Origin of the sequence: Streptomyces typhae (genome assembly GCF_009755605.1) — a bacterium.
Taxonomy (GTDB): domain Bacteria; phylum Actinomycetota; class Actinomycetes; order Streptomycetales; family Streptomycetaceae; genus Streptomyces; species Streptomyces typhae.
Map to the genome: position 1 here is coordinate 358,529 of NZ_WPNZ01000007.1, position 12,874 is coordinate 371,402.

Consider the following 12,874-nt stretch of genomic DNA (forward strand, 5'->3'; position numbering starts at 1 on the left):
GTTCTATTTATTGCTGAGCTAGTACGACTTGGGCAGGCCCAGGGTCTGATGGGACACGAAGTTCAGGATCATCTCGCGGCTGACCGGCGCGATCCGCGCCACCCGGGACGCCACGATCAGCGAGGCGAGCCCGTACTCCTTGGACAGGCCGTTGCCGCCGAGGGTGTGCACGGCCTGGTCGACGGCCTTCACACAGGCGTCGGCCGCCGCGAACTTCGCCATGTTCGCGGCTTCGCCCGCGCCCATGTCGTCGCCCTCGTCGTACAGGCGCGCCGCCTTCTGCATCATCAGGCGGGCCAGTTCGATCTCGATGTGCGACTGGGCCAGCGGGTGCGCGACGGCCTGGTGGGCGCCGATCGGGGACTTCCACACCGCGCGTTCCTTGGCGTACTCGACGGCCCGCTCAAGGGCGAAGCGGGCCATGCCGACGGAGAACGCGGCCGTCATGATGCGTTCGGGGTTGAGCCCGGCGAACAGCTGGAGCAGGCCCGCGTCCTCGTCGCCGACCAGCGCGTCCGCGGGCAGCCGGACGTCGTCGAGCACCAGCTCGAACTGCTTCTCCGGTGCCTGCACCTCCATGTCGATGCGGTTCCGCGCGAAGCCCGGGGCGTCGCGCGGAACGATGAACAGACACGGCTTGAGACGGCCGGTGCGGGCGTCCTCGGTGCGGCCGACGATCAGTGTGGCGTCGGCGATGTCGACGCCGGAGATGAAGACCTTGCGGCCGGTCAGGAGCCAGTCGTCGCCGTCCCTGCGGGCGGTGGTGGTGATGCGGTGCGAGTTGGAGCCGGCGTCGGGCTCGGTGATGCCGAACGCCATGGTGCGGCTGCCGTCGGCGAGGCCGGGCAGCCACTGCCGCTTCTGCTCGTCGGTGCCGAAGCGGGCGATGACCGTGCCGCAGATCGCCGGGGACACCACCAGCATCAGCAGCGGGCTGCCCGCGGCGCCCAGCTCCTCCAGGACGATGGAGAGCTCGGCTATGCCGCCGCCCCCGCCGCCGTACTCCTCGGGCAGGTTAACGCCCAGGTAGCCGAGTTTCGCGGCGTCGGCCCACAGCTCGTCCGGGTGGCCCTCCTCCGCGACGACGCGGGTCATGTAGTCGCGGCCGTAGCGCCTGCCGAGCGCGGCGACGGCGGCGCGCAGTGCCTGGTGTTCCTCGGTCTCCAGAACGGGAGCGTTCACAGTTCTTCCTCCTGTACGTCTTCCTCGACCCCGGTGAGCTGTACGTCTTCCTGGACCACGGCGAGCAGCGCGCCCACCTCGACCTGCCTGCCGGGCACCGCGTGCAGCGCGGTGAGCCGCCCGGCCGCCGGGGCCACCACGCGGTGCTCCATCTTCATGGCCTCCAGCCACACGACCGGCTGGCCCGCGGTGACGTGGGCGCCCTCCACCAGGCCTTCGGCGACCCGCAGCACCGTTCCCGGCATCGGCGCGAGCAGCGAGCCAGGCTCCTGGCGCACGGTCGGCTCGGGCAGCAGCGGCAGCGCGGTGAGCGGTACGTTCCCGACGTACACGCGGTCGTCCCCGTACCGGGCCACGGGGAACTCCCTGCGCACGCCGTCCACTTCGAGCACGACGAGGCCGGGGGCGGCGGCGAGGACGCGTACGCCCTCCGCGACCGGACCTCCACGGGTGTGCGTGTAGCGGACCTCGTGCTCGACGCCGTCCGCCTCGGTCCGGTACCGCTTGGTCTGCGGCTGCGAGCGCAGGTTGCGCCAGCCGCCGAAGCGGGAGCGCCCGCAGGCGTCGGCGAGGGCGGCGGCCAGCGGCGCGTACCGGACGTCCGGGCCCGCGTCGGTGCCGGTGCCGGTCAGCCCGGCCAGGTGCCGGTCGTAGAAGGACGTGGTCATGCGCCCGGCGGTGAACTCGGGGTGGCGCAGCGAGCGGACCAGGAGTTCCCGGTTGGTGACCGGTCCGTGGACGGTGGTCCGCTCCAGGGCGCCCGCCAGTTTGCGCAGGGCCTCCGCGCGGGTCGGCGCGTGGGCGACGACCTTGGCCAGCATCGCGTCGTAGTGCACGCCGACCGCGTCGCCGTCGACGTACCCCGTGTCGAGGCGCACGCCCTCCGGTACGGAGAGCCGGTGCAGCGTCCCGGTCTGCGGGGCCCATCCGGCCGCCGGGTCCTCCGCGTACAGACGGGCCTCGATCGCGTGGCCGCGGGCGGGCGGCGGTTCGGTGCCGGGCAGCGGCTCACCCTCCGCGATCCGGATCTGGAGGGCGACCAGGTCGAGCCCGGACACGGCCTCCGTCACGGGGTGCTCGACCTGGAGGCGGGTGTTCATCTCCAGGAAGTGCGCGGTGCCGTCGGCGGCGAGGAGGAACTCGACGGTGCCCGCGCCTCGGTAGCCGGTGGCGCGGGCCGCCCGGACCGCCAGGTCGTGCAGCTCCCGCACCTGGTCCCCGGTGAGCCCTGGCGCCGGGGCCTCCTCGACGACCTTCTGGTGGCGGCGCTGGAGCGTGCAGTCGCGCGTCCCGAGCGCCCACACCGCCCCGTGCCCGTCGGCCATGACCTGCACCTCGACGTGGCGCCCGCCCTCGACGTACGGCTCGACGAACACCTCGCCGTCCCCGAAGGCGCTCGTGGCCTCGGCACGGGCCGCCGCCAGCTCGCCCCGCAACGCGTCCAGTTCGCGTACGACGCGCATGCCGCGCCCGCCGCCACCGGCCGCCGCCTTCACCAGGACGGGCAGGTCGGCCTCCGTGACCGTGTCCGCGTCCAGGGGCGCGAGCCCCATCAGCTCCTTCGCGCGCGTCTTGGACGCCATCGCCTCGATGGCCTCGGGCGGCGGCCCGATCCATACGAGGCCCGCGTCGACGACGGCCCGCGCGAACTCGGCGTTCTCCGAAAGGAATCCGTACCCGGGGTGGATCGCGTCCGCGCCGGCTGTCTGCGCGGCCTTCACGATCAGGTCGCCGCGCAGGTACGTGTCCGACGGCGCGGCTCCCGGCAGCCGTACCGCCTCGTCGGCCTCGCGTACGTGCAGGGCGTCCGCGTCGGGGTCGGAGTGCACGGCGACGGTGGCGATGCCGAGGTCACGGCAGGTGCGGAAGACGCGGCAGGCGATCTCGCCCCGGTTGGCGACGAGGAGTTTGGAAAGCATCAGCGTGTCTCACATCCTGAAGACGCCGAAGCCGCCGCGGGCGCCTTCGACGGGGGCCGTGTGCAGCGCGGACAGGCAGATGCCGAGGATCGTGCGGGTGTCGCGCGGGTCGATGACGCCGTCGTCGTACAGCCGCCCGGACAGGAACATCGGCAGCGACTCGGACTCGATCTGCTGCTCCACCATGGCGCGCAGCGCCGCGTCGGCCTCGTCGTCGTAGGGCCGGCCCTTCGCGGCGGCCGACTGCCGGGCGACGATCGACAGGACGCCCGCGAGCTGCTGCGGGCCCATGACGGCGGACTTGGCGCTCGGCCAGGCGAACAGGAAGCGGGGGTCGTAGGCGCGTCCGCACATGCCGTAGTGCCCGGCGCCGTAGGAGGCGCCCACGAGGACGGACAGGTGCGGGACCTTCGAGTTCGAGACCGCGTTGATCATCATGGCGCCGTGTTTGATGATGCCGCCCTGCTCGTACTCCTTGCCGACCATGTAGCCGGTGGTGTTGTGCAGGAAGAGCAGCGGGATGTCGCGCTGGTTGGCGAGCTGGATGAACTGGGCGGCCTTCTGCGACTCGGCGGAGAAGAGCACGCCCTGGGCGTTGGCGAGGATGCCGACGGGATAGCCGTGCAGCGCCGCCCAGCCGGTGACCAGGCTCGTCCCGTACAGGGGCTTGAACTCGTCGAAGTCGGAGGCGTCGACGACGCGGGCGATGACCTCGCGCGGGTCGAAGGGGGTGCGCAGATCGCCGGGGACGACGCCGAGGAGTTCGTCCGGGTCGTACTTCGGCGGTTCGGCGGGGGCCGGATCGGGGTGCGCCTTGCGCCAGTTGAGGCGGGAGACGACGCGGCGGGTCCGGCGCAGGGCGTCCCGCTCGTCCTCGGCGAGATGGTCGGCGAGGCCGGAGGTGCGGGCGTGCATCTCGGCGCCGCCGAGGGACTCGTCGTCGCTCTCCTCGCCGGTGGCCATCCGCACCAGCGGCGGTCCGCCGAGGAACACCTTCGCGCGCTCCTTGACCATGATCACGTGGTCGCACAGGCCGGGCACGTAGGCGCCGCCCGCCGTGGAGTTGCCGAACACGACGGCGATGGTGGGTATCCCGGCGGCGGAGGACTGGGTGAGGTGCTTGAACAGCGCACCGCCGGGGATGAAGATCTCCTTCTGGGAGGGCAGGTCGGCGCCGCCGGACTCCACGAGGTGGATCGACGGCAGCCGGTTGGCGTACCCGATCTCGTGTGCGCGGAAGGCCTTCTTCAGCGTCCAGGGGTTGCTGGCGCCGCCGCGTACCGTCGGATCGTTGGCCGTGATCAGGCACTCGACGCCCGCGACGACGCCGATGCCGGTGACCATGGACGCCCCGACCGGGTACTCGCTGCCCCAGGCGGCGAGCGGCGACAGCTCCAGGAACGGGGTGTCGGGGTCGAGCAGCAGCTCGATGCGCTCCCGGACGAGCAGCTTGCCGCGGTCGCGGTGGCGCGCGACGTATTTCTCACCGCCGCCTTCGAGGGCCTTGGCCTGTTCGGTGTCGAGCTCCGCCAGCTTGGCGAGCATGGCTTCGCGGTGGGCGGCGTACTCGGTGCTCGCGGGGTCGAGCGCCGAGGCGAGGACGGTCACAGGAGTACCTCCGGTGGGGCAGGCGGGGCGGGGGCGGTCACAGGAGTTCCTCCGGCAGGTCGACGTGGCGGGAGCGCAGCCACTCGCCGAGTGCCTTGGCCTGCGGGTCGAAGCGGGCCTGCGAGGCGACACCGGCGCCGAGGACGCCCTCGACGACGAAGTTCAGGGCGCGCAGGCCGGGAAGGAGGTGCCGGGTGACGTCGAGGCCCCGGCTCTCCGGGATCAGCTCCCGGAACCGCTCCACCGTCAGCTCGTGCGCGAGCCACCGCCAGGCGTCGTCCGTGCGGACCCACACCCCGACGTTGGCGTCGCCGCCCTTGTCGCCGCTGCGGGCACCGGCGATCAGGCCGAGGGGGGCGCGGCGGACGCGGTCGCGGTCGTACGGCAGGGGCTCGGGGAGGGGCGGCGGGGGGACGTCGGTGAGGTCCAGGGTGGTGCCCGGCGCGGGGATGTCCAGGCGCCGCCCGTCGTGCAGGACGACGACGTGCGGGACGTCGGCGGCGGGCACGTACACCGCCTCGAAGACTCCGTACGGTGTGCCCTTGCCGGGGGGAGCGGTGACGTGGAAGCCGGGGTAGCTGCCGAGGGCGAGTTCGACGGCGGCACCGGTCAGCGGCCGCCCCACCGCCTCCGGGTCCGGGTCGCGCACGACGAGCCGCAGCAGGGCGCTCGCGGTCTCCTCGGTGTCCGCGTCGTCGCGATCGGTGCGGGCGAGCTCCCAGCACACCTCGCCGGGGCGGGAGTCGGCGCGGTCCAGGGCGTCCTCGATCTGGGCGCGCGCGAGGGCGGCCTTCGCCTCGATGTCGAGGCCGGTGAGGACGAACACGACCTCGTTGCGGTGGCCGCCGACGCGGGTGAGTCCGGCCTTGAGGGTGGGGGGCGGCGGCTCGCCCCGTACGCCGTGGACGCGGACGCGGTCGGGGCTCTCCTGGGTGAGGCGGACGGTGTCGAGGCGGGTGGTGACGTCGGGTCCCGGGTAGCGGGCGCCGGACGTCTCGTACAGCAGTTGCGCGGTGAGGGTGCCGACGTCGACGACGCCGCCGGTCCCGTCGTGCTTGGTGATGACGCAGGACCCGTCGTCGTGGATCTCGGCGAGCGGGAAACCGGGCCGGAGCAGGGCGGCGGGCTCGTGCTCGGTGAAGAAGGCGTAGTTGCCGCCGGTGGCCTGGGTGCCGCACTCCAGGAGGTGACCGGCGACGACGGCGCCCGCGATCCGGTCGTGGTCGTGCGGGCCCCAGCCGAAGTGGGCGGCGGCGGGACCGGTGACGAGGGCGGCGTCGGTGACGCGTCCGGTGACGACGACGTCGGCGCCGGCGCGCAGGGCCTCGGCGATGCCGGTGCCGCCGAGGTAGGCGTGGGCGGTGAGGGCGTCGGGGTGGCGGGGGCCGAGGTCGTCGCCCTCGACGTGGGCGACGCGCACGCCGTCGAGCCCGAGCTTGCCCGCCAGTTCCCGGACGGCGGTGGCGAGTCCGGCGGGGTGGAGTCCCCCCGCGTTGGTGACGATGCGCACGCCCCGGTCGACGGCCTCCCCGAGGCACTCCTCCAGCTGCCGCAGAAAGGTCTTCGCGTACCCGCGGGCGGGGTCCTTCAGGCGGTCCCGGCCGAGGATGAGCATGGTCAGCTCGGCGAGGTAGTCGCCGGTGAGGACGTCCAGGGGGCCGCCGGTGAGCATCTCCCGCACGGCGGAGTGGCGGTCGCCGTAGAACCCGGAGGCGTTGCCGACGCGCAGGGGCCGCGGGGCGTCACCCGCACGCCCCCGCTCCGGGGCGGGGCGGGGACGGGGCCGCCGGACGCCCGCGCCGCCCCGCGCTCCGCTCACGCCTCTCCCGCCTTCGGCTGCCGCGCGCCCGCCTCGCGTCCCCGCCCCGGCGGTCCGGCGAACGCCTGGGCGATGTCGAGCCACCGGTCGGCGTCGGGGCCGTCGGCGCGCAGGGCGAGGTCGGCGCGGTGGGCCCGCTGGGTGGCGAGGAGACAGAAGTCGAGGGCGGGGCCGGTCACGCGCTGGGCGGCGTCCGCGGGCCCGTACGTCCACACCGCGCCGGAGGGCGCGGTCAGCTCCACCCGGAACTCCTCCTCCGGCGCGCTCAGCCCCCGCACGAAGTAGGCGTAGTCGCGGGCCCGTACGCCGATGCGGGCCACGTGCCGCAGCCGGTCCGTGGGGACGCGCCGCACCCCGAGGGCGTCCGCGACGTCCTGGGCGTGGGCCCAGGTCTCCATCAGGCGCGCGGTGGCGACGGACGCGGCGGACATGGGCGGCCCGTACCAGGGGAAGCGGGCCCCGGCGGGAGCCGCGCGCAGCACCCGCTGCAACTCCTCACGCCCGGCGCGCCACTGGGCGAGGAGTGCGGCGGGCGGCAGCGCGGCCCCTTCGCGGGCACCGTCGTCGACGAAGGTGCCGGCCGCCTTCAGGGCGTCGGCGGCGTGCGCGGCGAAGGCGTCGGGGTCGGTCGCCGCGAGCAGCGCCGCCCGGTCGGTCCAGGCGAGGTGGGCGATCTGGTGGGCGACGGTCCAGCCGGGCGCGGGGGTGTCGAGCGCCCAGCTCCCCTCCCCCGTATCTCCGACGAGCCGGTCGAGTTCACCGCTCTCGGCACGCAGGTCGTCGAGCACGGCGACGACGGTGGCGGCGGGCGCGGCGGGGGTGGCGGCGGGCGCAGCGACGGTGGCGGCTGGCGCAGCGGCGGCGGCGTTGGCGGCGGCGGCGTTGGCGGCGGATGTGGGTACGTCGGACACGGGGCGCTCCCCTCGGGGCACGGCGGTGTGCCCTGGAGCATGGCAGCGCGACAGGAAACAATCAAGCGCGCTTGGTTATTTTCGCCCTACCTGCGTCCGCACCGCCCCCATGCTCGCCGCGACGACCAGCGCGATCGCCAGGGACTCCAGGAGCGTCAGGGCCTGGTCGAGTACGAGGAGACCGGCGATGGCGGCGATGGCCGGTTCGAGGCTCATCATGACGGCGAAGGTCGACGCGGGCAGGCGGCGCAGGGCGAGGAGTTCGAGGGTGTAGGGCAGCACGGAGGACATGACGGCCACGGCCGCGGCGAGGCCGAGCGTGCTGGGGACCGTCAGCTTCGTACCGGACTCCACGATGCCGAGGGGCAGCATCAGGACCGCCCCGAACGCCATGGCGAGGGCGAGCCCGTCGGCCTGCGGGAAGCGGCGGCCCGTGCGGGCGCTGAAGACGATGTACAGCGCCCACATCGCCCCCGCGGCCAGCGCGAAGGCCACGCCGGCCTTGTCCAGCGCGCCGAAGCCCCCGGCCCCGCCGCCGCCGAGCAGGAAGACACCGCAGAGGGCGAGACCCGCCCAGACCACGTTCACCGCGCGGCGGGAGGCGATGACGGACAGGGCCAGCGGGCCGAGGACCTCCAGGGTGACGGCGGGGCCCAGCGGGATCCGGGCCACGGCCTGGTAGAAGAGGCCGTTCATCGCGGCCATCGTGGCGCCGAAGGCGAGGACCGTGCCCCAGTCCGCCCGCGAGTGCCCGCGCAGGCGGGGGCGGCAGACGACGAGCAGCACCAGGGCGGCGAACACCAGGCGCAGGGTGACGATGCCCAGCGCGCCGGCGCGCGGCATCAGGCTCACGGCGATGGCGCCGCCGAACTGCACGGAGACGCAGCCCGCGAGGACGAGGCCGACGGGCCCGAGGGCCGCCCGGCGGCGGCCGGCTCCGGGCCCGCCCGGCCCCACACCGGACCCACCCGGCCCCACGCCGGACCGGACCGGCCCCACGCCGGACCGGCCCGGCCCCACGCCGGACCCACCCGCGGCCGCCGCGCCCGCCACCTCCGGCACCCCCACCGTGGCGGGCGCCTCCACCGCGGCGGGGACTCCCACGCCTCCCCCAGGACCGCCGGGGCCGCCCCGGCCCGCCGTCGCACCGTCCGCCGTACGCGAGCTGTTCACGCCACGCCTTTCCCGTCGCCACCAGCACGGCGACCCTGCCCACAGTTCATCTTCATGCACTCTCAAGTCCAAGCTAATGGACCATGTCAGGGTTGTGAAACCCTTTTGCCACTGTACGAGGGGTCCGAGGGGGGCCTGGCGGCGTCAGGTCCGGTCCAGTGCCTCCGCCAGGACCTCGGCCAGATGTCGCCCCCGCAGCCCGCCCAGCTGCTCCAGCTGGGTCCGGCAGGAGTAGCCGTCCGCCAGAATCTGCGCGCCCTCGGGGGCCGACCGCACCGCGGGCAGGAGCTGGTCCTCCGCGCAGGCCGACGACACGTCGTAGTGACCTTTCTCGAAGCCGAAGTTGCCCGCGAGGCCGCAGCAGCCGCCGCTCAGCTCGCCGTCCAGGCCCGCCCGCGCGCGCAGCCGCTGTTCGGCCGCGTCGCCGAGCACGGCGTGCTGGTGGCAGTGGGTCTGGCCGGTCACGGGCCGGTTCACGCGCGGCGGCTCCCAGTGGGGGGCGTACTCCTCCAGGGTCTGCGCGAAGGTGCGCACGGACGCGGCGAGCACGCGCGCGTCCGGGGCCCCGGAGGGTGCCAGCTCCACCAGGTCCGTCCTCAGCGCCGCCGCGCAGCTCGGTTCGAGGACGACGAGGGGCGTGCCCGCCGCGAGCAGTGGAAGCATCCGCTTCATCCGCTCCAGGGTGCGGCGCTGCACCGCGCGCGCCTGGTCGAGCTGCCCCGTGGAGACGTAGGTGAGCCCGCAGCACACGCCGTCGGGCGGCAGCAGGACCGTCAGACCCGCGGCTTCGAGCACGCGTACGGCGGCGCGTGCGACGGAGGGCGAGAGGTGGTCGGTGAAGGTGTCGGGCCACAGGACGACCGTGCGGCCACCTCCATGCCCGCTCACCACCGCCCGACTCCCCCACCACCGCCGGAACGTCCGCGGCGCCACCCGCGGCAGCGCACGCCGCGGCTCGATGCCGCCGAGGCGCTTCGCGAGCGCGGCCAGCGGTGGGACGGACGTGAGGAGGTTGACGAGGCGGGCGGTGCGGGTGGCGGCGACGGCCCGCAGCCAGCGCGGGAGGCGGCCCATGACGTAGTGCGCGGCGGGCCTGCGCCGCCCCGCGTAGTGGTGGTGCAGGAACTCGGCCTTGTACGTGGCCATGTCGACGCCGACCGGGCAGTCGGAGCGGCAGCCCTTGCAGGACAGGCAGAGGTCGAGCGCGTCCCGCACCTCCACCGAGCGCCAGCCGTCCTCGACGACCTCGCCCGCCAGCATCTCGTGCAGGAGCCGGGCCCGGCCGCGCGTGGAGTGCTCCTCCTCGCCGGTGGCGCGGAAGGAGGGGCACATCACGCCGCCGCCGGAAGCGGCGCTCGGCGTACGGCACTTGGCGACGCCCACGCATCTGCGGACCGCCGCCGAGAAGTCCCCGCCGTCGTGCGGGTAGCCGAAGGCGACGTCGACGGGTTCGCGGGGCAGGGGCGCGAAGCGCAGATGGGAGTCGAGGGGGTGGGGGCGGACGAGGATGCCGGGGTTGAGGAGACCGGTCGGGTCCCAGAGGTCCTTGACCCGCGCGAAGAGCCCGACGAGGTCGGGCCCGTACATCTTCGGCAGCAGTTCCGCGCGGGCCTGGCCGTCGCCGTGTTCCCCGGACAGCGAGCCGCCGTGGGCGACGACGAGTTCCGCCAGGTCCTCGGAGAAGCGGCGGAAGCGGGCCACGCCCGGCGCGGTCAGGAGGTCGAAGTCGATGCGTACGTGGATGCAGCCGTCGCCGAAGTGCCCGTACGGGGTGCCCCGCAGGCCGTGTTCGGCGAGCAGCGCGCGGAAGTCCCGCAGATAGGGGCCGAGCCGGGCGGGCGGCACGGCGCAGTCCTCCCAGCCCGGCCAGGCCTCGCTGCCGTCCGGCATCCGGGTGGCCGTGCCGGAGGCGTCCTCGCGGACCCGCCACAGCGTGCGCTGCCGCGCCGGGTCCGCCACGACGGCGGCGTCCAGGCAGTCCGCCGCGCGCACGATCGCGGTGGCGTGCGCCTGCGCATCGGCGGCCGTCGCACCGCCCGTCTCCACGAACAGCCAGGCACCGCCCCGGGGCAGACCGTGCGTGTCGCGTACGAGGTCGGCGGCCATGCCTTCGACGGTGAGCGGGTGGTGCGGGAGCAGCCCGGGGGCGGCTTCGGCGGCGGCGCTCTCGTCGGTGTACCCGAGGACCGCGAGGGCGCGGGCGCGGGGTGCCTCGACGAGCCGGACCGTGGCCTCGGTGAGGACGCCGAGGGTGCCTTCGCTGCCGCAGAGGAGACGGGTGAGGTCGGGGCCCCGTTCCGGCAGGAGGGCGTCGAGCGCGTAGCCGGAGATGCGGCGGGGCAGGTCGGGGAAGCCGGTGCGGAGCAGGGCCAGGTCCCGTTCGACCAGGTCCTTCAGGCCTTCCGGGGCTCCGGTCCAGGTGCCGGGGCGCAGGGTGCGGGGCGCTTCCGCGCCCGGGGCGGCGGCCGTCAGGACGGTCAGCTCGCGCACGTTGTCGGCGGTGGTGCCCCAGGCCACGGAGTGGGCGCCGCAGGAGTTGTTGCCGATCATGCCGCCGAGGGTGCAGCGGCTGTGGGTGGAGGGGTCGGGGCCGAAGGTGAGGTGGTGCGGCGCGGCGGCGCTCCGCAGGGTGTCCAGGACGAGGCCGGGCTGCACGCGGGCCGTGCGGGTGCCGGGGTCCAGGTCGAGGAGCCCGTTCATGTACCGGGTGAAGTCCAGGACCACGCCGGTTCCTGTGGCCTGGCCCGCGATGGAGGTGGCGGCGCCTCTGGGGACGACGGGAGTGCCGTGTTCCCGGCACACGGCGAGGGCCGCGGCGACGTCGGCCGCGTCTCGCGGGGCGATCGTTCCTCGCGGGACGCGGCGGTAGTTGGACGCGTCCATGGTCGCCAGCGCGCGGGCCGTCCGCGTGAAGTCCACGTCCCCCCGCACCGCGCGGCGCAGGGCCCGCTCCAGCTCATCTCCATTACCCATGCCTCAGAGGCTGCCCAGGCGGCGCCCCGCTCACCACCGCCCACAGCGGGAACGGGGTGACGGGCGGGACGTCGGCCGTCTCGCGAGGTGGACGAGGGGCAGCCCGGATCCACCGGAGAGGCTAGGCTCGGCCCGTGGCTGAGATCCGGATTCCCGCTGACATCAAGCCCGCCGACGGCCGTTTCGGCGCGGGCCCCTCCAAGGTGCGGACGGAGGCGCTGGACGCCCTGGCCGCCACCGGCACCTCGCTCCTCGGCACGTCCCACCGCCAGGCGCCGGTGAAGAACCTCGTGGGCCGCGTCCGCGAGGGCGTACGCGAGCTGTTCCAGTTCCCCGAGGGCTACGAGGTGGTCCTCGGCAACGGCGGCTCCACCGCGTTCTGGGACGTCGCGACCCACGGCCTGATCGAGAACAAGTCGCAGCACCTCACGTTCGGCGAGTTCAGCTCCAAGTTCGCGAAGGCGGCGAAGCTCGCCCCCTGGCTCGCGGAGCCGACGGTCGTCTCCGCCGACCCGGGCACGCACCCCGTCCCCGAGGCCGAGCAGGGCGTGGACGTGTACGCCCTCACGCACAACGAGACCTCCACCGGAGTGGCCGCCCCCATCGAGCGGGTGGCGGGCGCCGACGAGAACGCCCTGGTCCTCGTGGACGCCACCTCCGGCGCGGGCGGCCTGCCCGTCGACATCGCGCAGAGCGACGTCTACTACTTCGCTCCGCAGAAGTCGTTCGCGTCGGACGGCGGCCTGTGGGTGGCGGCGTTCTCCCCGGCGGCCCTGGAGCGCGCCGAGCGCGTGCACGCGAGCGGCCGTCACGTACCGGAGTTCTTCAGCCTGCCGACGGCGATCGACAACTCCCGCAAGAACCAGACGTACAACACCCCGGCCCTCGCCACCCTGTTCCTGCTCGGTGAGCAGCTCGACTGGATCAACGGCCAGGGCGGCCTCGACTGGTCGGTGCGCCGCACGGCGACGTCCGCGCGCACGCTCTACGGCTGGGCGGAGGAGTCGAAGTACGCGACGCCGTTCGTCTCGGACGCGGCCAAGCGCTCGCAGGTCATCGGCACCATCGACTTCGACGACGAGATCGACGCGGCCGCCGTGGCCAAGGTCCTGCGCGCCAACGGCATCGTGGACACCGAGCCGTACCGCAAGCTGGGCCGCAACCAGCTCCGCGTCGCGATGTTCCCGGCGATCGACCCGAAGGACGTCGAGGCGCTCACCAAGTGCGTCGACTATGTGATCGAGCAGCTCTGACTCCGACGTACGCCAGGGTCACGGGTACGCGGTCCG

Annotated in this window: 8 protein-coding genes; 1 reads left to right on the plus strand and 7 read right to left on the minus strand. The window is 74.3% G+C overall.

Annotated features, from left to right (window positions below; translation table 11 throughout):
- Positions 1-18 precede the first annotated feature (18 nt).
- The 7 genes from GPA10_RS15510 to GPA10_RS15540 all read right to left on the minus strand — a co-directional run bounded on the left by GPA10_RS15510 (position 19) and on the right by GPA10_RS15540 (position 11,585).
- Positions 19-1,182: an acyl-CoA dehydrogenase family protein gene (locus GPA10_RS15510; RefSeq protein WP_343040907.1), complete on the minus strand. Its 1,164-nt coding sequence runs from the start codon at positions 1,180-1,182 to the stop codon at positions 19-21.
- Complete coding sequence (locus GPA10_RS15515; RefSeq protein ID WP_157165976.1) at positions 1,179-3,101, minus strand: acetyl/propionyl/methylcrotonyl-CoA carboxylase subunit alpha; 1,923 nt, start codon at positions 3,099-3,101, stop codon at positions 1,179-1,181. Before GPA10_RS15515 ends, GPA10_RS15510 begins: the two co-directional genes overlap by 4 nt.
- Positions 3,102-3,110: 9 nt before the next feature.
- Positions 3,111-4,709, minus strand: a complete 1,599-nt coding sequence (locus tag GPA10_RS15520) for an acyl-CoA carboxylase subunit beta (protein ID WP_058846218.1) — start codon at positions 4,707-4,709, stop codon at positions 3,111-3,113.
- Positions 4,710-4,746: 37 nt separating this feature from the next.
- A complete protein-coding gene (locus GPA10_RS15525; RefSeq protein WP_157166081.1) occupies positions 4,747-6,438 on the minus strand; it encodes an acyclic terpene utilization AtuA family protein in 1,692 nt (563 codons plus the stop codon).
- Between the two features lie 86 nt (positions 6,439-6,524).
- A complete protein-coding gene (locus GPA10_RS15530) occupies positions 6,525-7,316 on the minus strand; it encodes a TIGR03084 family metal-binding protein (protein ID WP_343040924.1) in 792 nt (263 codons plus the stop codon).
- A 198-nt stretch (positions 7,317-7,514) separates the two neighbouring features.
- Entirely contained in the window at positions 7,515-8,417 is a 903-nt protein-coding gene (locus GPA10_RS15535; RefSeq protein WP_425505754.1) for an EamA family transporter, read from the minus strand.
- Between the two features lie 339 nt (positions 8,418-8,756).
- Positions 8,757-11,585, minus strand: coding sequence for an FAD-binding and (Fe-S)-binding domain-containing protein (locus GPA10_RS15540; RefSeq protein ID WP_157165977.1), 2,829 nt, complete (start codon positions 11,583-11,585; stop codon positions 8,757-8,759).
- Positions 11,586-11,719: 134 nt separating this feature from the next.
- On the opposite strand from GPA10_RS15540, the gene serC reads away from it, so the two are divergent.
- Positions 11,720-12,838, plus strand: a complete 1,119-nt coding sequence (gene serC / locus GPA10_RS15545; protein ID WP_343040910.1) for a phosphoserine transaminase — start codon at positions 11,720-11,722, stop codon at positions 12,836-12,838.
- Positions 12,839-12,874 lie beyond the last annotated feature (36 nt).

What these genes read in the sequence shown, in the direction of transcription:
- GPA10_RS15540 (WP_157165977.1), bottom strand. Translation starts at nt 11,585, where the DNA reads ATGGGTAATGGAGATGAGCTGGAGCGGGCCCTGCGCCGCGCGGTGCGG.
- GPA10_RS15515 (WP_157165976.1), bottom strand. Translation starts at nt 3,101, where the DNA reads ATGCTTTCCAAACTCCTCGTCGCCAACCGGGGCGAGATCGCCTGCCGC.